Below are 20751 nucleotides of genomic sequence, written 5' to 3' on the forward strand. Positions count from 1 at the left end.
TCCCTTCCTTTCTGGCTGTTCCTCATGATTTCAAGTATAGATATTTTTTTAACAGTTGGCATCGGCGGAATATGATAAAAAAAAGATAGCAGTTTATCCATTTTGGATAAACTGCCTAAAAACACTGCTCTATCTCACTTTTTATTGTAATTTTCTATCATTTTGCATACAACAAGACCAATCCGAACCGCCAGCATCTCATTCGCATTGTCGAAATCCATTCCCGTGATTTTTGCGATTTTCTCAATCCGGTAAGCTGCTGTCTTGTAGTGGACGTAGAGCTCCTGGGCAGTCTTGGAAAGATTCTGATTGTTTTTCAGATAGGCCTTAAGCGTCGCAATCAGATCCTCCTGCTGCGGCTTTTTGTATGACAAAAGCCTTTGCAGTGACTCTGGTATGTACTCCATCAGAATCTTCGGCTCATCCAACTGACAGAGCAGCTTAAAGATACCAAAATCGGAAAACATCATAACAGAAGCATTTCCATCCCCGGAAATATCTCCTCCAATGTCAATAAAGGACAGTGCGTCTTCTGCCTCCTTATAAGACTCCGGAAGCTGACCAAGACCTGTAACGATCTTTCCGACTCCTGCCCGGACGCTCAGATTCTTATTCTGGTAGCGCATCTCTGTCTGCACCTGCTCAATCATCTCCCGCATCTCTTTACGATAATCCGCCTGCGTAGCATTTAGATCGGCTTTTCTGACAGCGACAATTTTATCAATCTCCCGGTGAAGCTTCATATCGGAAAACCGGTGTCTCACTGCCTCCTCCAGACAACTAATATGCATCAGCCTGTCATTGACATTCTTTGCTGCTCTCCCCTCATTCTTTACTCCGAATACAATCACCCGATAGGAGCCGTTCTTGTCCATCTGGAGGAGATTCGCACTTTTCTCCATCTCGGCATCAGACGACACCTTACCATTCAGAATATTATTCAGGATATCATTCTGGAACTTCTTCTCCAGCTCTTCGATCGCAAACTGTCTGGAAAACTCGTATTGAAGAGCCACAATAGCATTTTCAATCGCAATACAATCCATCTTGGTAAAGGGCGGCGTCTTCTCCGTAACAACCAGATACATCTGCACACCGACACTCATATGAATCCGGATCACATATTGGTTCTGTTCCCCCTTCTGCCTCCAGTACTGATAATTTGTCAGCACATCCGGATCATAATCTTCCAGATTGTCAAGAAATACCAGATCAGACCGGTCTTCCGCAGTCGATTCAAAACAAGTCCGGTTCTGATTGTAAAGAGCAACCGGATTACGGATCAGTTTCTCCAGCATCTCCAGAATGGGCCGGGTGAGATTCTCTGATCTGATATTTCCGAGTGTCAGTGCCGTAAAATTATCATGTGTTGTCTTAAAATACTTTAATAATGTGACCTCTTCATTGAACAGATGCTCCATGACGATTGCAAGCACCCGCTGAAATGACATATCAAATGGAACATCCAAAAGTGGAATCCCATTCTTGCATGCATATTCCCTCAACAGCTCAATTTTCCTGTCTGCGTGCTCTACCAGACGTCCTTTCTTGATGACAAGGCAACTGATCTCCTTCTTCCGTAACTCCTGAAGGTAATTCTGGAACTCTTCGATGCTGCACGACTTAAAGGCATAGAGCCCTGTCAAAAGCAACTCTCCTCCGTTAATAAACTTCACAATATCCGGAGCTTCGATGATTGTAACACCCTTAATTTCATTTTTCAGCCCCTGTTCCCCGCAAATCAATTTCATCTCCCTACACTCCTCTGTGCGAAGGAGATCTTCCACCATAAATCCCATGCTTCTTCATCCGTTTCTTTCTATATCTATAATAGTAACAGTATAGCATAGATTTTTGAAAAAGTGGAAAAAACAAAAGGGAAGATGTTCACCGCAGCAAACATCTTCCCTGCCTTATTCATTTTCTCTACTATTCAGAGAGCAGTTTCTCAGCAAGTTCCGTCATAATGACAGATGCTTTCGCGAAGTCACTGTATTTTGTAAATTCAACCGGACAGTGGCTTCTTCCTTCCTTACTTGGTACAAACAGCATTACTGTCGGAAGTACCTGTCCGATCTCCAATGCGTCATGTCCGGCACCGCTTGGAAGATATTTATAACTATATCCATGTGCTTTACAGCTTTCTTCCATAATACCAAGCATTTCCTGAGAAAGGTTTACCGGTGTAATAATAAGTTTTGTCTCTATGTCATAGCTGCCACCCATCGCTTTTACTTCGCGATCAAGTGCCGCACGAATACGGTTTGCGATATCGTTAATGTTATCATTGTTTTTAGAACGGATATCTACAGTAAACTGACATTCTTCCGCAACAATATTCATACCTCCCGGGACCGTGTTGATATATCCTACTGTGGATACCGTACCGTCCGCTTTTTCCCTTGCCCAGTCAGCAATCTTAGAGATGACCTTTGTAGCCGCATCCACAGCATCTAATCTCATATCCATCGGCGTCGTTCCTGCATGATCTGCTCTTCCATGTACCGTTACCATATAACGCTGGATTCCTACGATGCAGTCTACCAGTCCAATTTCAATATTCTCGGCATCCAGAACAGGACCCTGCTCAATATGTGCTTCCAAAAAATGGCCGATTGAGCCTTCCGGCCATTTTGCGTCTGTGATCTTCTCCGGATCCAGGCCATAACTTTTCATTGCGTCATAGATAGAAACGCCATCCGTGTCTTTAAATTTTTTGCAATACTCCACATCCCTGTTTCCAAGCATTGCTCCGGATCCGAAGTATCCGGTTCCAAAGCGCATCCCCTCTTCATCACAAAAACCAACCGCCACAAAATTTCTTTTCGGCGTAACGCCCTTTTCTTTTAACTGTCTTGCCACTTCAATCGCGCAGACCGCACCTGCGATTCCATCGAAATCTCCGCCATTTACAACAGAATCATAATGAGATCCCATCATAACGCACGGCAGCGCCGGATCTTCTCCTTTCATTACGCCGATTACGTTTCCCGCCGCATCCTCACGGACTTCCAGTCCCGCTTCTGTCATCAGGCTTTTCAGATACTCTGCTGCCTCCCTTGCTTCCTTTGTGAAAGGAAGTCTGGTACATCCATCTCCAGGTGTAGCTGTGTACCGTTTCAAGTGTTCCAGATTTTCCGCGATTCTCCCTGTTACTTCTTCAATTTCCATGTTCTTTCCTCACCTTTCTATCTTTTTTTAAACGCGCATACAGATGTCCTTCCATCGGGGAGTAAAGCAAAGCGCCCGCTGTCAAAAGAAACCCGACGAGACATAAGATGTCGTTGTTTAAACGTAGCCCGTTCAGCATGAGGGCAAATGCCACCATGATAATACAAAAAGCAATCGTAAGCCTCCCTGCTCTTGTCTGAAAAAATCCTTTCTCTTCCATTTTCGTCCTCCTCTACAGGCTGGTCAGCACCAGTACAAATACACCAATCATCAACGCTGCCGGAACAGTAATCACAATAATCTTTCTGAGCACCTTTCCTTCGCTTCCCAAAATATTAGCTGTTGTCGTACCAAGAACGATATTGCTTGGGCTAAGCGCGCTTCCGATCGATGCGCCCGATGACTGCGCCCCAAGAACAATAGCAGAATGAACTTCCAGAAGATTCGCCGTTGTCGACTGGAATCCTGCAAACAGGATATTGGAACTCATGTTGCTTCCGGTCATAAATGATCCAAGAAGTCCGATAAACGGGGAAAAGATGACATAAACCTTTCCAAGTACTCCCGCGATTCCATTAGCCAGTACCTCAGTCTGTCCGGTTCCTGCCATGATTTTGGACATGATAACAAGTCCGATAATCGCCATGCCGGACGGCATTGTCATGGAGACCGCACGAAGAAAGATTCTCCCGATTCCGCCGGATACGATCCATCCTTTTTTCTTGTAGTAGATCATCCCGATGACGGCCGACGCAAACAGGAACATACTTGCATGTGTAAATGGCGTCCACGGTGAAAAGCTTTCCACCGCTTCATTGACATATCCATACCCCGTGACCGTCTCCGGAAAAGAAAATCCGATCTGCACTTTGCCAAGCAATGTATGTACCGGCTCCACCAGAAGCACGATCAGCGCGATCACGGAGAGAAGAAAATATGGCACAAACGCATGTATGAGGGTCATTCCCTCCGGCTTTACTTCCCCCTTCTCGGCAGACTTCTCTCTGTCCATCACCCGGCTGTCCCGAACACTCCATTCCTGTTTGTAACCCGGAAGTCTTCCAAGCAGCAGGATAACAATGAGAGAAATGCAGGCCGGCACGAAACATGCAATCGTTGTATTGACCTGGGTCAGAAGGAGCTCCCCTCCGCCCTGGACCAAGGAAAGCAAAAGTACCGGCAAAAAACCTTTGCGGATGGCCTTCCCTTTTCCGTAGAACCAGCAGATGGTTATGCCGATAATCAGATTCCAGAACCAGATAAAAAGCGCTGTCCAGAATGCGGTGATCAGATATTCCTTACTTCCCGAACTGATTCCTGCGCTCATCACCAAGGCATCCCACGCTGCTGCCAGAGTCCCAAAAGTATTCCCCCAAGACTGGCCTAAAAGCGGGATAATGACTGCCCACATCGGCTTCACTCCGATCCCGATCAGAAGCGGAGCTCCGACTGCCACCGGTACCCCGAATCCCGTGATGCCCTGGAGAAAACTTTCAAAGATCCACCCCATGGCAAGTACTAAAAGCAGTTCGTTCGGAAGCAGCCTTCTCATCCCGTCCCGGATCACGAGAAACGCCCTCGTCTCATTACCGACCTGATAAAGAAGAACCGCCGTCCAGACAATAACCAGAATGGTCAGAGCGTTCCAGATTCCCTTACTTGCCTCTGATACGATCACTTTCAAATCTGCTTTATAAAATACAATTCCTGTGAATATGGTGATGGCAAGACCAATCGGAGCAGCGTCCGTCGCTCCCCACTGAAATTTAATCATCAGCACCAGGAGTACAATGATCGGCAGACATGCCAGCAGCCACATAAATATATTTACTGGTATATTCATAGTTTATCTCACCTGATTTACTTATGAATGACTGTACCTGTCTTTCCCGCGATTCCGTCCGCTGCCTTCTCAAGCAACGTAATCAGTGTTCTTCTTCCCTCGCCGGACTCGGCAAAACGTACCGCCGCTTCGATCTTCGGAAGCATCGATCCTTTGGCGAACTGCTCCTCGGCAATATATTTCTTTGCCTGTTCCACGGTAAGGTCGGACAGCCATTCCTGATTTTCCTTTCCAAAATTGATAGCAACTTTTTCAACCGCGGTCAGGATCACCAGGTAATCTGCCCCGATCTTAGATGCCAGGAGGCTGCTCACATTATCCTTGTCAATCACGGCGCTGACGCCGACAAGCTTTCCTCCTCTGTTGATTACCGGGATACCGCCGCCGCCGCAGGTAATTACAATATGTCCTGCTTCCATCAGCGTCCGGATTGTTTCCAGCTCCCGGATTCGCTTTGGCATCGGGGAAGCTACCGCTACACGGTAGCCTCTCCCCGCATCTTCCATGCAGTAGATGCCCTCAGCTTCTTTTTCTTTTGCTTCTTCTTCTGTCATAAATCTTCCGATTGGCTTGGTCGGGTGGGCGAATGCCTCGTCGTTCTCATCAACCTCCACCTGGGAAAGTATGGTAGAAACTTTCATATCAAGGTCTCTTTTGTAAAGCTCATACTTGATCGCATTCTGCAAGTCAATCCCGATATATCCCTGGCTCATGGCCACGCTCGTCGGAAGCGGAACTTTCTTGGATGCCGCAAGATCTTTGTCAAAGTTGTCCATTGCATTCTGTATCATTCCGACCTGCGGTCCATTTCCATGCGTCACGATCAGATGATGTCCCTGCTGCGCCAGATCGACGATCACTTCCGCCGTCTTCGCAACTGCCTCTTTCTGCTCTTCCACATCGTTGCCCAGTGCGTTTCCGCCAAGGGCGATCACAATCTTTTTCTTTTCCACGGCTTCCTCCTATTCCGGCTGTGATACTTTATGAAGTAAAGCCCAATTTTTCCGCATAAGCTTTGATTGCTTTTTCAAAACATTCGATCGGCGGATGCACCGTACCTGCTCCGATCTGTCCGTAACCGGCAATTTTATGTGCGATCCCTGTATTGATCACCGGAGTAATACCCTTTTCCACTACTAGTCTTGCGTCGATTCCAAGACAGGTTCCCTGGAAATTCCAGTTTGGGATAATAAAGTTCGGGTTCCGGTCAATCGTGATTTCTGTCATCTCTGTACTGGTACGAAGCGCATCCTCATATCCTCCAGCGCCGACAAATCTTGTAACGGCAGGAGCCGCAATCATGGCCATGCCGCCGACACCAACAGTCTCTGTGATAGCGCTGTCCCCCATATCCGGACATGCGTCTTCTCCGTCATATCCTGTAAAGTACAGCCCCTGTGGTGTGTTGACCGGACCTGTAAACCACTGATCCCCCATTCCCGCAATGCGGATACCAAATTCATAACCGTTTCTGCACATTGCGGTGACAATCGTTCCTCTCTCGATGGTACGCGCCGCATCCATCACTGCTTTTCCGGTCGCCATCATAATATTGAGGAAGAACTGGTCTGTATCGGAGAGGAATTTGATGACGTCGTAACGGTCTTTTTCATCCATCTCCATCTTTGTGATCGTCGGCGCCACTTCCTTTAAGAACGCAAGGGACGCCGCAATATTTCTCTGATGGAACTCATCTCCCATGGCAATCGCTTTTGCGATCAGCGGATTCACCGCAATACCGCCAAGCTTGCGAATGGCTTTTCCAAGGGTCGGTCCCAGAATATCTCTCATCCATCGCAGCCGGTCAACAACTTCTTCGGAGTATGCTCCGAAGCGCAGTACTTTCCCGATTCCCTCATTCATGGTGCAGTATGCTTCATTTCCGTCTGTCATATTCTTGACAACAAAAACTGCCATATTCGGAGAGGTGATACCTCCCATCGGCCCAACCGCCTTTACATGATGACATGGGATAAAGTGAATTTCACCTGATTCGAGAAGCTTTCTTGCGTCCGCTTCATTGTCAGCCCACTCTTCAAAGAGAACGGCTCCCACACAAGATCCCTGCATCGGGTCCGGCATATTCTCATATGCAACCGGAGGTCCTGCATGAAGAATCACTTTTCCGGTATTCAGATCCGGGATCACTTCCTTTGCTCTGACATTATCGATAATCACCGGCTGGCTTGCAACAACCTTTGCAATGACCTCACGATTTGCCTCATCAATATCCAATCCGTCGTAGTGACGCAGGAAATTAAGCACTTTGATCAGCTCCACATTTCCTCCTGCCGGCGGCATCCAGTCGTACTGTACGACTTCGCATCCAAACTGTTCTACGACTTCCGCAAAACTCTTGAGTCCGACGTTGATAATCTTTGGTTTCTCAGAGAGAAGTGCACGAAGCTTCTCGGATGGAACTCCTTTCGGAGCGTCCACAACTTCTTTTACACGTACTTCCTTTTCCGGCTCCACAAAATCCCTTCCGATGGCGCGGATCGCCGTACGGCATGCCAGTTTATTATTTTCGCAGACAATCACACCTGCCTCTCTTAATTTATGGACTGCCTCGTCATACCCCTGGTAATCTCTTCTCGTTCCGCATACTGTGGCAATAAAAAATACCTTTCTTCCGGCATTCTCTGCCTTTGCTTTGAGCTCCCTGATCGTCGGAAGCAGCGCTCCTGCCATATCCTCATGGGAACCGTATCCAAGCATAATGTCCAGAAGAACCGCGCCAGTCGTCTCGTCATCAACCGCTTCCTGCATACATTCAATTCGCTTTGCAGGGTCGATCATCGGATGCGGCTTGCCCTGCGTATAGGCGTCGTCACCGAGATCCACGACGATATTGCCATCAAGCTGAAGCATATATCCTTCGATATCTTCCGGCGGTACTTTGACATCCATGGCGTCCTTGATGAGCATCGCCGCTTCATTCGCCAACGTCCCACCGGAATAATAAGCTTTGATTGTCTTATGATCTTCTGCTTTATAGAAGGTACTTTCATCTACATCAGCAACCGCTTCTGGAACCTTCTCGCCTCTTACCAGGCCGACCGCAAGTCTTGCCGCCTCATCCAGCGTGTATGCATGGTAGAAGTTCTCCTCATGGTATTCTGGCTTTTCTCCTACGAACAGCGTCACAATCGGTTTGCTGAAATTACTCAGTCTTGCGGCAATCTTGTCACGTACTTCTTTTGCCGGTGGCTTGGAAACGATGATGACCACTTTCACTGCATCGTCGTCCTCCATAGCGTCGATCATGTCCATCATGGTAATCCCACCTACCGCGGCGTTCAAGTCTCTTCCTCCGATACCAATGGCATTTGTCACACCCTCGCCCAGACGGTCGATGATCGTTGTCAGTTCCTGGATTCCCGTCCCCGATGCCCCGATAATACCAATGGAGCCCGGAGCTACATTATTTGTAAATGCAATCGGAACACTCTGAATGATCCCCGTACCACAGTCCGGTCCCATCACAGCCAGTCCCTTTTCGTGCGCCTTCTGTTTCAGCTTCACTTCGTCTTCTAGTGTCACATTATCACTGAACATGAAGACATTCATGCCCTCGTCCAGGGCACGATCCGCCTCCAGGGCAGCATATGCGCCCGGGATGGAGATAACGGCCAGATTGGCGTCCGGAAGCTTCTGAAGCGCCTTATCCCAGGATTTCACACTTTCGGCGCCCTTTTTCTCGCCGCTCTTGGCAGACTGCTGACGGAAAAACTCTTCTGTCTGCTCCATAATCGTATCCAGAAGCGCGTCATCGTCAATATCCGCGACAACAACCATGTCGTTTGCGGAAGCTGCCATCAGCTCTTCAGTATCAAGCCCACTTTGTTTGAAAATGTCTTTGTTAGCAGGCGTTGCCATCATAATAGAAACTTTTTTGACACCTTCGATTGCCGAAATCTTGTTTGTCAGAAGCATTAATACAACCGAGTCATGGTAACTGCCCTTTTTTACTACTGTCTTTAACATTCTTCGTATCTCTCCTATTCTGCAAATCTGTTTTTATGATCGTAACGATTATAGTGAATATCATCACTCTTGAGATATTTGTAGATGGAATCCACAATCTCGATTCCACCTGCCTCGTACGCTTTCTTCTTTCTCATTACCGCACGCTCGCCCGGATAGTATACTTTATCATATCCTTCCGCCGTCGGCATCGCATTTAATTCGTCGCAGGTAGCGGACATATTTTTCTTAAATGTCTCCAGTCCTACGAAGCGGTTCGGATCCATAACAATGTGCATCTGTCCAAGCTCTCTTCCCTTGGAGCAATCGTGGTACATGGAGCTGACATGTTTGCCAAATGGTACTCCCGTCAGGATTCCTGAGAAAATGTCTACCATCATCATGAGTCCGTATCCCTTTGCTCCCGCAATCGGAAGCAGAGCATTAACCTTATTCGGATCCGTCACCGGATTTCCCTTTTCATCTACTGCCCAGGTATCCGGAATAGACTCTCCCCTGGATCTCTTGTCCAAAATCTTCCCCCACGCCTGTACTGTCGTTGCCATATCAAATACGACTGTTCTGTCATCTGCTGTCGGAGCCGCAAAGGAAATAGGGTTCGTTCCGTAATATGGTTCTGTTCCGCCCGGAGGTACTGCCATCGGGTCTGACTGGCAGAAAGAAATCGCCACAAGATCTTCCTTGGCTGCCATCTCCGTATAATATCCGATAGATCCGCTGTGGGAAATATTACTGATACCGATCACTGCGATTCCATTCTTCTTTGCCATCTCGATTGCCTTATCCATCGCCTCTTTTGCCGCAGCGTATCCGCAGCCATTATCTCCGTCAAACATCCCTGAACAAGGTCCTGTCTCTTTAAATGTAAAATGCGGATTTGCCGTAATACCACCCTTTGCAATTCGCTCGCTGTAGTATTCTACCCGAACTGCTCCGTGTGAATGGTATCCTCTCTCGTCCGACCAAGTCATAACCTCCGCCGCGATATCGGCATGTTTCTCGTTCAGTCCAGCCTTTACTAGTTTGTTCTTCATCAGGCCTTTCAGTTCTTCCCTCGATAGTTTCATAAATTCATCCTCTCCTTAAATTTCGTTCCCTTCTAAAACTTCATGATTTTATTATCCCAATTTACCACTCTTTTTTCAAGCAGGTATGTAGATAAAGTGCGAAATCATTTTTATCTACTTTTGTGCATTTTGTCTGTTTTTTATCAATTCCTGTTCTTTCACTCTGTAAATTTGTATGACTTCCTGTCGAAATGATACGCAAATTTTGCCGGACAGTACGAAATCGGCATTATCCAAAATGGATAATGCCGATTTCAGCGCAAACAAATTTATTTAAACTATAGGGAACTGCCTTTAATCAGTACTGCCTAGAGCTGCACGTCCCTGTTGCAGTCTTTTGAGTAGATGTAGATCAGATCTTCCTCTTTTCCTACCCCGTAGCAAGCCTGCGGGCAGTAACAGTCCATAAACACATAGTCGCCTTTCTTTAACGGAATCCAGTCGTCACCGATTCTGTACATCGCCTTACCCTGAAGGAAGTACATACCGTGCTGCTGGATATGGGTTTCGATATATCCATGTGATCCTCCAAGTTTGAATTTCAGCAGGTGCATATTCATATCAAAGCCAAAGTCCCCTGCTGCCGGAAGAAAATCTTTGCTATGGCAGTTTTCCATTCCCTCGTATGGCATCCACGGTGTGTCGTTGATATTAGCGACAACGGTGTGCGCACTGTATCCATCTACAGCCACATATCTGCGTTTATAAGCGAACAATGTCGCGTCGCCTGTGCCGGCATGTTTGATCGCGATCGTATTGCCGGCCGGAGAGTAGATGTATCCGCCCTCTGTCAGAGTCGCTTCTTCATCCTCGTTCTTTACTGTAATGCTACCTTCTACGACATAGATGAAAGATTCCAGTCCTTCTCCGCCAAATGAAGGGTTGCCCCCGTTCTCATGTACGGTAATCAGGTAATCCGCAAAAGATGCTCCCATAGACGGTGATCCAAGGATTGTCACGTCACAGTTTTCGTATCCAGGAATTGCGTTCTTTACGATTCCGTCCGGTTCGATCACCGCATAACTTCCCATTTTCACAACGGATCTTGTATTCAGAAGATCTTCACGATAGCCTGTCTGACCATTTAAGTAGCTCATAACATAACCTCTCTTTCATTTTTCATCAACGACCATTTCAGTCTTTCTATGTTTATTATTGCAGTTCTTCTCTATTTTTTCAATCAAAATATCAGATAAAATCCTGTCTTTTTTTTATCCATGTTTTCCGTTTTGACAAAAAATTCACGACAGATTTCGTGTTATAATAAAAATCAATATCATATTTTTAAGAAAGGAATCCGATGATGATATCAAAGAAAGAATTTTACACTCAGGGAAATACCTGTCCGGTCCGCGTCGTTCTGTACGACAATCCGGACGTTGTCCCAAAGGCATGTATCCTCTATTTTCATGGCGGCGGCCTCCTCTACGGTCACTCGGATGATCTGCCACGCACACACCTGGAGCGGCTCACTAGCACCGGATACCCGGTGGCCTCATTTGAGTACCCGCTTGCTCCGGCCGCAGATCTGCGTATGATCCTGTCCAGCGTGACGTACTCCATCAATCATTACCTTTGTCATCCTGAACAGTATGTATCCCACAAGCTTCCGTATGTGCTCTTCGGCCGCTCTGCAGGAGCCTACCTCTGCCTGATCGCCGCTGCTCACGGAGTTCTGGCCGAAAAGCCCGCCGGAATCCTCTCTTACTACGGATACGGCTTTCTGTGCGACAACTGGTTTGAGACAAAAAGCAGCTATTACGCCTCTCTCCCCGCGGTATCGGAGAACTGTCTGAAAGCCATTCCATCAGAAATCCACACATCCGGGGATCTGGATACCCATTACAGCGTCTATGTATACGCCCGCCAGACCGGGAAATGGAAATCCCTGATCTACAAAGGCCGGGAAAAATTTTTCTATCTCGATTACTCTCTGCGGACGTGCGATTTCCTGCCGTGTCCGCTGTTTGCTGCCCATTGCACCGGCGATCCGGACGTACCGTATGCGGAGTTTCTGGCGCTTTGCGATAAATATCATCCATCCCGCTTTCTCTGCGCCGGAAACACCCACGACTTTGACCGGGATGAGACTTCCCCGGATACAGCAAAGCTGCTGGACGAGACGCTGGCCTTTCTCAAAAAAACAGTCAACTAGTTATCAAAAATCTATAAAACGCAGCCATTCAACCATTTACAATCCGTAAACAGTTGAGGTGGCTGCGTCCTTTCTATAAAATATCCGGCTTCCAGGAGGGTTTAATAGTGGCCGCCGTCTCTGCGATTCTCCTCCATATTGAATCGAACTTCATCAAAATATATTTTTACATTGCCCCACTGTGGCTGACGATTTAAGAACGGATGTAGGTGAGACGCCCTCCAAGCTGTCTCCAGCGCTTCCCGCTCGGCCGCAAGAAGTACCTCTTCCTCGTTCACAGTCGTGGCTTTTCCGTCCCGAAGGACAATCTGTCCGTCAACAAGAACAAGATCCACGTCGGATGGATGTCCGTTTCCAACCAGAGTATCTATAATATTGATCCTTGGCATCAGTCTAGGATTCATCAGATTGATCGCAATGATATCCGCTCTTTTTCCTACCTCAAGAGATCCGACTTCTTTTTCCATGCCGACACATTTCGCGGCGTCTATGGTCGTCATCTCCAGAAGTTTTTCGCATGGCAGATAATACGGATCATTCATTGCACGGCGGAATATCATCTGAGCTCTCCTCATGGCGTCGAACATATCAAATCCAGATGATAGCATGGAACCGTCCGTTGTAATAGCAACCGTCGCCCCCAGATTCAGAAGTTCGATCACCGGCGTCCGGTTCACGATCTGGCCCATACCAGGCGCAAAGCTGACGTGGGTATCTGTCTTTGCCAGAATCATCGCCTCATCAAAGGACAGCCCGGTACAGTGCTGTAAATGGACGTCTGGTCCGAGAAGAGCGTTTTCCTTATCCTGGTATGCCAGGTGGATCATTCCCCCAAATGCGTCCGTATGAATTCTTGTACTGTATTTCTCCGCAATCCGGCGCATTTCTTTTGCCTGACGGATATCATGGTCCGTAAGCTTCACACAGCGATCTGCCGGCGTCGGTGCGGAAGGATCCACACTGGTTACAACGCCAAATGGCGTCACGTATGCTCTCGTGCGGTCGTCGTTTGCATGATTGAGCTCAGATATCACTGTTTCCAGGCTCTCCAGCACTTCTTCATAGCTGACTTCCCGCATGTTCCGCACACCGTCCACATACCGGCTGAACCGGTGCGGCCACGGTGTATGGCAAGGTCCTGTACAGACAATGTCCTTCACCCCGACTTCCGCATATGCCTTCGCATTGTTTCTAGCCGGTACCGGAGAGTCGCATCTTGGTTGGGAACCAAGCACGCACACTCCGGTTGTCACGCCCGCATGAAGCCGCTCCAGTGCGGACAATCTTCCCTCATTGTACCAGAACTCGTCAGTGATATAGTTTTTATACGCATGGGTCATAACCGGCATCCAGTAGCTTGTGTCCTCCACAATCGATTTGAAAACGGAGTGCCCGCCATGTCCATGGGCATCTACGAATCCTGGCATCACGACGTGATTTTTACAGTCGATGACTTCCTTTACCTCCAGGCTTTCTGCTTCCTCACTTGTTCCCACAAAAGCAATCCGTCCATTTTCGATTCCTACCGCTCCGTTATCAAGAACCCGGCGTTTTTCATCCATCGTAATAACGGTCGCATTTGACAGTAATACGTCGTACATGATTTTCCTCCTCTATCTCATCGGGAATGACGGTCGGAACAATTTCTCCGCCGGCAGATGCTGATAATCCCGCTCCATGTAACCGAGCTTCATTTTATTATAATAAATCTGTCCTTTTGCCTTGATCTCCTCCAGATCAACGCCTTCTATCTGCTGGTCTTTCATAACCGTACGTCCATTGATAACGGAAAGCTTTACATCCGCTCCTGAACCGCACAGGAAGATCGTCCGGATCGGATCGTCCACAGCCCCCATATGGAAACTGTCAAGATCCACAGCGATCAGATCCGCCTTGGCGCCTTTGCAGAGCCGTCCCAGATCCGGACGTCCCAGATATTGCGCTCCGCCCAGTGTGACCGCATTGTAGATATCCGCGTAGGAAGCCCCTTCGGCCGTTCCGCTCACCATCTTGGCATACATGGACGCAACACGAATATTCTGGAAGAAATCCGGTGGAAAAGTATCCGTTCCGATGGCTACATTGACGGATGAATTCCGGTATTCTGGGAATGAATCCAGATATCCGCCGCTTCGTCCGATGATAACCGGGCAATAGATAGCGGTCGCCTTGGTTCTTGCCAGGATACCGAGATCGTCCCCATCGTCTGAAACCCAGCGGGTCCCTTTCACAATGTAGCAGTGCGGTATCCCCACTTTATCATCCAGAAAGTGGATACCGTCCAGATACTCGATAGGGCTAAGTCCTGTTTTCTCCTTGATATACCGATACTCAAACAGCCCTTGTGCGGCATGAAGTTTGATGGGACATTCCAAATCATCCGCATACTGTTTTGTACGGATCAGATTTTCCTCCGTCTGTACTTCGATCCTTTCCGGAAGCAGTGCTCCACGGATCAGGCCGCCGTAAGCTCCATCGTATTTCCGAATGAAACGAACCGCCCGTTCCAGTCCTTCTTCTCCTTCACCTTCCAGGAAACGAACCGTCATCGTACCGTCGGGCTGGACAACATTAAATCCACACTGGTAACTTGGAGAGGTATAAAGACGAAGCCCAAGCTTCCCTGCGTGGTGTATGCCCGCTTCCTCCTCCTCATAGGTGTCGGCCCACCGTTTATAATAGGTGGATGTGATTGGCATCGCTGTCGTCACTCCGTTCATAATGAGCTGAGTATAGGCAAACAGTGATTTAAATGCCTCCTCCTCCGGTGTCATCCATTCATGTGGACCTTTGTCAAAATATTCTTCTGACGGGCTCAGGCTTTTGCGTACATCCGGGTATACTTCCAGGTGAATAATATCATGGTCAATATCTCCAAGAGCATTGAGATCAATAAATCCCGGCATCACAACCGCGTTACCCATATCCTCTGTCCTGTCCACCGCTTCTTCGTAATGTTTTCCAACATAGAGAATTGTATCGTTTTCATACACTACCTCGCCGTTGGTGATGATTTCATGTCCTACGCCGTCAAATCCAACGACGTAGGCAGCTTTTATTTTTGTAATCATAGTGTTCCTCCCGGAATCTTTCTGTCAGACTCTTATTCAATATCCACTTTGTCCACAAAATGGCTGGAAGCCTGTGTTGGAACAAAATTCTTGATGTTGCTACGGATTCCGATCACCTGCTTTGTGTTCGCAAGCGGGATAACCGGAAGATTCTCCCTTAGATATTTCTGGATATCTTTTATAAGCTTTTCTCGCTCCGGTCCATCCGTCATAAATCTCTGCTCATCCAGCATCTCGTCAAGTTTTGGATCTTTGTAAAATCCCATATTATTGGTCGGAATCTGTTTGCTGTGGAACGGACCGTAAATATTATTGTCCGGCTCCGGAAATCCAACCGCACCAAATCCCATGATAAAGAGTTCTGTCTCACCAGCGTCAATCATATTGAGGACAGTTCCGGACTCATAAGACTGAATCTCCACATCAATACCCACGTCTGACAGCATACTCTGAATAATTGTTGCCGCATTAAGACGAGTTACACTCTCGGAACAGATCAGCGTCAGCTTTAGGTCGGATACTCCAGCTTCTTTCAGAAGCTGTTTTGCCTTCTTCACATCATACCGGTAGTCAGTATCTGAATCATCAAAATACTTCATTCCCGGTGTGACGGTCGTTGGAGAGTACGACGCTGTTCCACGATACACAATATCCTCAATCGCCTGCTCGTTGATCGCGTAATCAATCGCCTGACGCACACGTACGTCGTCGAGTGGTTTCTTCGTGACGTTCATATCCAGATATTCCACAGTTGTACTCAGACGTTCCACCACATCTGTGTTTTCGTTTTCTTTTAGTCTCTCGATATCATTGGCCGGAATACTATAGGCAATATCTACCGTTCCGGATTCCAGCTCGATGACACGACTGTTTGCTTCAACAATGGTTCTAATAATCAGATTTTTATAAGAAGGCTTCTCGCCCCAGTAATCATCAAATCGTTCATAAGAACACTGGTCGTTCTTTTTCCACTCTATAAACTTAAACGGACCCGTGCCAACCGGGTTCATAGCAGCTTTCTCCGGATTTTCTGTAAATTCTTTCTCGCTGACTACAACCGCCCCGATATACGGAAGATACCCAATCAGAGGACCAAAAGGTTCATGGGTTGCGATCACAATGGTGTAGTCGTCCTCCACCACACAATTTTCCGCGTCAATCGCAGACATGATGTACGCTACCTTCGCTCCTTCCGGTCCAGTTGCTCTCTTAAAACTAAAAAGAACATCATTTGCCGTCATCTTTTCCCCATTGTGGAACTTCACATCGTTTCGAAGCTTAAATCTCCATCTCAGATCGTCGATCCGCTCCCATTCGGTCGCAAGACACGGCACAATTTCACCGTCATCGTCATATTTTACAAGCGTCTCGTATACCGGATTCAAATTATTGACCGCAGAATCGATCGACGCCGCATGAGGATCTAACGTTGGAGGATCCGCCGCAATCGCAACAGTCAATGTATTTTTATCTTTTTTCTCCTGGCCGCCACAGCCTGCAAGCAAAGACACCGCAAGTAAACCTGCCAGAATGAGACTGAAATATCTCTTCCCTTTTCTCATATTCTCTCTCCTCCCCGTCTATTCCAGATTGTCATAGTGGCATGCCACATAGTGTGTATTCCCAACATCCTTTAACTTTGGTTCCTCCTGACGGCATTTATCTGTTGCATACGGGCAGCGCCCCGCAAAACGGCATCCTCCAGGAAGATTTACCGGACTTGGTACATCGCCTTTTAAAATGATCTGTTTCCGTTCTACACCAATCTTGGGAATCGGAATCGCCGACAGAAGTGCTTTCGTGTACGGATGGCGTGAATCTCCAAAAATCGTACGGTAATCTCCGAGTTCCACGATCTTTCCAAGATACATAACCCCAATTCGATTACTGATATGTTTCACGACGCTCAGATCGTGGGAGATAAACAGATACGTCAGGTTCAACTCCTGCTGCAGTCGTTTCAGGAGGTTGATGATCTGCGCCTGAATACAGACGTCCAGTGCGGAGACAGGCTCGTCAAGAACGATAAACTCCGGCTTGACAGACAATGCCCGTGCAATACCAACACGTTGTCTGCGCCCCCCGTCCAGCTCATGCGGATAGGCATTAATCAGTCTCCTGGAAAGCCCAACGACATCCATCATCTCCCGCACCCTCGCATCCAATTTCTTCTTGTCTTTTCGATACTCTTCTATATTGGTGAGCGGCTCCGCAATCAAATCAAAGACAGACAGACGAGGATTCAGAGAAGAATACGGGTCCTGGAAAACCATCTGCACATTCTCCCGAAACGTCTGCATTTCTGCTTTATTGAGAGATAAAACATTTTTTCCGTGAAAATTCACTTCACCGCTGTCAGCTTCCAGAAGTCGGATGAGCGTTCGTCCCGTTGTAGATTTGCCGCATCCGGACTCCCCTACGAGACCGAGCGTCTCACCTTTGTTAATATAAAAACTGACGTCATCGACCGCATGTAGAAAACCCTTTCCCACTTTGAAATATTTTTTTAGGTGATTGATTTCCACCAGTTTTTCCGAACTTTTAGTCATCTGCTTCTCCCTCCTCCTTTTCGTATAAGAAGCATCTCACATAATGTTCTTCGTCTATATGGGTGATGCCTGGTTTTTTATGTTTACAGATTTCCATACAATTTGGACAACGAGGACTGAATGCACAACCTTCGATCTGCTCCGTCGGCTCCGGAGGTAAACCATGAATTTCCTCAAGCCACTCTTCCTCCGTATCAAGCTTCGGAATGGAGTTGAACAGCCCGTTTGTATACGGATGGCTCGGATTATTGTATACTTTTTCTACACTTGCATACTCGACAATCTGCCCTGCGTACATGATTGCGACCTTATCACAGATCTCGGCTACAATTCCCAAGTCGTGAGTAATCAGAATCATAGATGTCCCGAATTTCTCTTTCAATTCTTTGATTAAGTTCATTACCTGCGCCTGGATAGTCACATCCAGCGCCGTCGTCGGTTCGTCCGCAATGATAAGTTTCGGCCGGCACGCCAACGCAATAGCAATCACAACTCTTTGTTTCATACCACCGGAAAACTGGTGCGGATAAGACCTTGCACGTTCTCTACGAATCCCCACCATTTCCAGCAGATTTTCCGCTTCCACCATGGCCTCTTTCTTCCCGATCTTCTTGTGGAGACGAATCATCTCAACAATCTGATCCCCTACCCGCATAGATGGATTCAGAGAAGTCATTGGGTCCTGGAAAATCATAGAGATCTCCTCTCCCAAGATACTTCTTCGCTCTTTATCACTGATTGTCAGCATATCCCGGCCGTCAAACAGGATCTCCCCTGAAGTCACCTTCCCGGGAGGCGTCGGCAGAAGTCCCATGATAGTCATGGCAGTTGTCGTCTTCCCAGCTCCTGTTTCACCTACAAATCCGAGCGTCTCCTTATGTCCGATCTCCATATTCAGATCGTTGACCGCATAGACAATCCCATCTTCCGTCTTGTACGTCACACTTAAATTTTTAATATCCAATAATTTCTCGTTTCCCATATTTTGCTCCGCCTTTCTTTAATTTCTCAGTTTCGGGTCCAACGCATCGCGAAGTCCGTCGCCCAAAAGATTCAGTGAGAGCACAGTGATGACGATTGCAAGTCCAGGAAACAGGGTCATATAAGAATATCCCCGGATATAGTCACGTCCTGCCGAGAGCATATTGCCCCACTCTGCGTTCGGCGGCTGGATTCCGAGTCCGATAAAGCTCATGCCGGCCGCCGTCAGGATTGCCCCTGCCATTCCAAGCGTCACCTGGACTATCACCGGAGCCACACAGTTTGGAAGAATATGTTTCATAATAATTTTTGAGTTCTTTGTACCGGACGCCTTGGCTGCCTCAATGTATTCTTCTTCACGGATCGTAAGCACAGACGCCCGCACGATTCTGGCATAAGTCGGAACTGATGAGACGCCAACCGCAATCATCAGGTTGACAAGTCCGGTTCCAAGCGCCGCCACAATCGCGATTGCCAGCAAAGTCTGCGGGATAGACAGAAGAATATCCATAAGACGCATAATTACATTGTCTACTCGTTTTCCATAAAATCCCGCGATTGCTCCCAGTGTTCCCCCTACTACAACCGCAATTCCGACTGATACAAATCCTACAAGAAGAGAAATTCTCGCTCCATAAACAATACGGCTGAAAATATCCCGTCCAAACTCATCTGTGCCAAACCAGTGCTGTGCGCTTGGATGCTGAAACGGACTCTTCCAGTCCATTTCCGCATATCCGTATGGAGCAATAAAATCAGCAAAAATCCCCATGATAATTAAGAGAAGAAGGATTATCAGACCGAGAATCGCCATCCTGTTTTTACTTAATCTTTTTAAAACCATCATAAACTGGCTTCTGGATTTTTTTTCTTCCATTTTCCATCCTCCTTCCTATTCTTTCGATACTTTCGGATCAACTACCGCATACAAAAGATCAACCGCCAGATTAACAAGGGAAAAGCACGCCGCCACAAAAAGCACGCTGCCCTGCACAATCGGGAAATCTCTCTGTTTAATTGCATCAATCATCAGACGACCGACCCCCGGAATGGAAAACACGATCTCTGTCAGCATCGCACCTCCGAGAAGAGTACCGAACTGGAGGCCGACAACTGTGATGATCGGGATCAATGCATTCCGAAATACATGCTTCACAATAACGACAATCTCCTTTTGACCTTTGGCTCTTGCCGTCTTAACAAAATCCTGACGGATGACTTCCAGAACACTGGATCGGGTCATTCTGGCCACCACGGCCGTACTTTGTAGGCCAAGCGCAATGGCAGGCATAATCAACTGTTTAAAGCTTCCAAATCCCGAAGGCGGAAACCAACCGAGCTGAACGGAAAACAACAAAATCATCAGGATACCGATCCAGAAGATCGGAGCTGACGTCCCGATAAGAGCGAGTACCATAACAATATTGTCCAGCAGGGAATTCTGCTTAACCGCCGAGATAATCCCTAAAAAGATCCCAACAACGATAGCAATGATAACCGCTGCCACGGCCAACGTAACTGTATTGGGAAAAACATTTAAAATTTCTCCTAGTACGGGTCTTTGGGTCGTATAGGACGTCCCTAAATCCTGGTGTACAATGATATTTTTCATGTACCGCCCATACTGTACAAGAAGCGGATCATTCAGCCCCATCTCCTCCCGCAAAGCTTCTTGTGCCTCCGGCGTCGCCGATTCACCAAGCATCATTCTGACCGGATCCCCCGGAGTCAGTGACAACAGCATAAATACCAGAAACGATACGCCGATCAGCACGACAACCAGAGATGCCAGTCTTTTCAGTGTGAACTTTAGCATAAGCTCATACCCCCATTTCTTCTGTTTTTAAGTAATAAAATAGTCTGGTTCTATCATATCATGGAGCTCCTGCTTTGCCATTGGAACTATAGGATAATGCATCCCCGGCAG

General features: G+C 47.4%; 16 protein-coding genes. 1 reads left to right on the forward strand and 15 read right to left on the reverse strand.

What is annotated here, in order from left to right:
- Nucleotides 1-134 precede the first annotated feature (134 nt).
- From AOA56_RS11820 to allE, 8 genes are all read right to left on the reverse strand, one after another.
- Entirely contained in the window at nucleotides 135-1799 is a 1665-nt protein-coding gene (locus AOA56_RS11820) for a PucR family transcriptional regulator (protein WP_024733819.1), read from the reverse strand.
- Between the two features lie 130 nt (nucleotides 1800-1929).
- A complete protein-coding gene (locus AOA56_RS11825; protein WP_053769731.1) occupies nucleotides 1930-3171 on the reverse strand; it encodes a M20 family metallo-hydrolase in 1242 nt (413 codons plus the stop codon).
- Nucleotides 3161-3391 (reverse strand): hypothetical protein, encoded by a 231-nt coding sequence (locus AOA56_RS11830; RefSeq protein WP_053769732.1) that lies wholly within the window; start codon nucleotides 3389-3391, stop codon nucleotides 3161-3163. Before AOA56_RS11830 ends, AOA56_RS11825 begins: the two co-directional genes overlap by 11 nt.
- 12 nt (nucleotides 3392-3403) lie before the next feature.
- Nucleotides 3404-5014 carry an L-lactate permease gene (locus AOA56_RS11835; RefSeq protein WP_053769733.1) on the reverse strand — a complete coding sequence of 537 codons (1611 nt, stop codon included), beginning with the start codon at nucleotides 5012-5014 and terminating at the stop codon, nucleotides 3404-3406.
- Nucleotides 5015-5031: 17 nt separating this feature from the next.
- Nucleotides 5032-5967 (reverse strand): carbamate kinase, encoded by a 936-nt coding sequence (gene arcC / locus AOA56_RS11840; RefSeq protein WP_053769734.1) that lies wholly within the window; start codon nucleotides 5965-5967, stop codon nucleotides 5032-5034.
- Nucleotides 5968-5995: 28 nt separating this feature from the next.
- Nucleotides 5996-9001, reverse strand: a complete 3006-nt coding sequence (locus AOA56_RS15615) for a bifunctional FdrA/YlbE family protein (RefSeq protein WP_082349985.1) — start codon at nucleotides 8999-9001, stop codon at nucleotides 5996-5998.
- A 14-nt stretch (nucleotides 9002-9015) separates the two neighbouring features.
- A complete protein-coding gene (gene allD / locus AOA56_RS11855) occupies nucleotides 9016-10068 on the reverse strand; it encodes an ureidoglycolate dehydrogenase (protein ID WP_024733822.1) in 1053 nt (350 codons plus the stop codon).
- Between the two features lie 308 nt (nucleotides 10069-10376).
- On the reverse strand, nucleotides 10377-11165 hold the full coding sequence (gene allE, locus AOA56_RS11860; protein WP_024733823.1) for a (S)-ureidoglycine aminohydrolase: 789 nt from the start codon (nucleotides 11163-11165) through the stop codon (nucleotides 10377-10379).
- A gap of 203 nt (nucleotides 11166-11368) precedes the next feature.
- On the opposite strand from allE, the gene AOA56_RS11865 reads away from it, so the two are divergent.
- On the forward strand, nucleotides 11369-12223 hold the full coding sequence (locus AOA56_RS11865; RefSeq protein ID WP_242843457.1) for an alpha/beta hydrolase: 855 nt from the start codon (nucleotides 11369-11371) through the stop codon (nucleotides 12221-12223).
- Between the two features lie 101 nt (nucleotides 12224-12324).
- Here AOA56_RS11865 and AOA56_RS11870 read toward each other — a convergent pair whose 3' ends face one another.
- Genes AOA56_RS11870 through nikB form a run of 7 tightly spaced genes read right to left on the reverse strand, consistent with a single transcriptional unit; the run spans nucleotide 12325 to nucleotide 20640 of the window.
- Nucleotides 12325-13824 carry an amidohydrolase family protein gene (locus tag AOA56_RS11870; protein WP_053769735.1) on the reverse strand — a complete coding sequence of 500 codons (1500 nt, stop codon included), beginning with the start codon at nucleotides 13822-13824 and terminating at the stop codon, nucleotides 12325-12327.
- 12 nt (nucleotides 13825-13836) lie between these two features.
- Nucleotides 13837-15294, reverse strand: coding sequence for a chlorohydrolase family protein (locus AOA56_RS11875; protein WP_053769736.1), 1458 nt, complete (start codon nucleotides 15292-15294; stop codon nucleotides 13837-13839).
- Nucleotides 15295-15326: 32 nt separating this feature from the next.
- Nucleotides 15327-16856 (reverse strand): ABC transporter substrate-binding protein, encoded by a 1530-nt coding sequence (locus tag AOA56_RS11880; RefSeq protein ID WP_048621125.1) that lies wholly within the window; start codon nucleotides 16854-16856, stop codon nucleotides 15327-15329.
- Nucleotides 16857-16874: 18 nt separating this feature from the next.
- Nucleotides 16875-17843 carry an ABC transporter ATP-binding protein gene (locus AOA56_RS11885; RefSeq protein WP_024733828.1) on the reverse strand — a complete coding sequence of 323 codons (969 nt, stop codon included), beginning with the start codon at nucleotides 17841-17843 and terminating at the stop codon, nucleotides 16875-16877.
- Nucleotides 17836-18825, reverse strand: coding sequence for an ABC transporter ATP-binding protein (locus AOA56_RS11890; protein WP_024733829.1), 990 nt, complete (start codon nucleotides 18823-18825; stop codon nucleotides 17836-17838). Before AOA56_RS11890 ends, AOA56_RS11885 begins: the two co-directional genes overlap by 8 nt.
- Before the next feature lie 18 nt (nucleotides 18826-18843).
- Entirely contained in the window at nucleotides 18844-19701 is an 858-nt protein-coding gene (locus AOA56_RS11895; RefSeq protein WP_024733830.1) for an ABC transporter permease, read from the reverse strand.
- A gap of 15 nt (nucleotides 19702-19716) precedes the next feature.
- A complete protein-coding gene (gene nikB / locus AOA56_RS11900) occupies nucleotides 19717-20640 on the reverse strand; it encodes a nickel ABC transporter permease (protein ID WP_024733831.1) in 924 nt (307 codons plus the stop codon).
- Between the last annotated feature and the right edge of the window lie 111 nt (nucleotides 20641-20751).

This window comes from Sellimonas intestinalis (assembly GCF_001280875.1).
GTDB classification, from domain to species: domain Bacteria; phylum Bacillota; class Clostridia; order Lachnospirales; family Lachnospiraceae; genus Sellimonas; species Sellimonas intestinalis.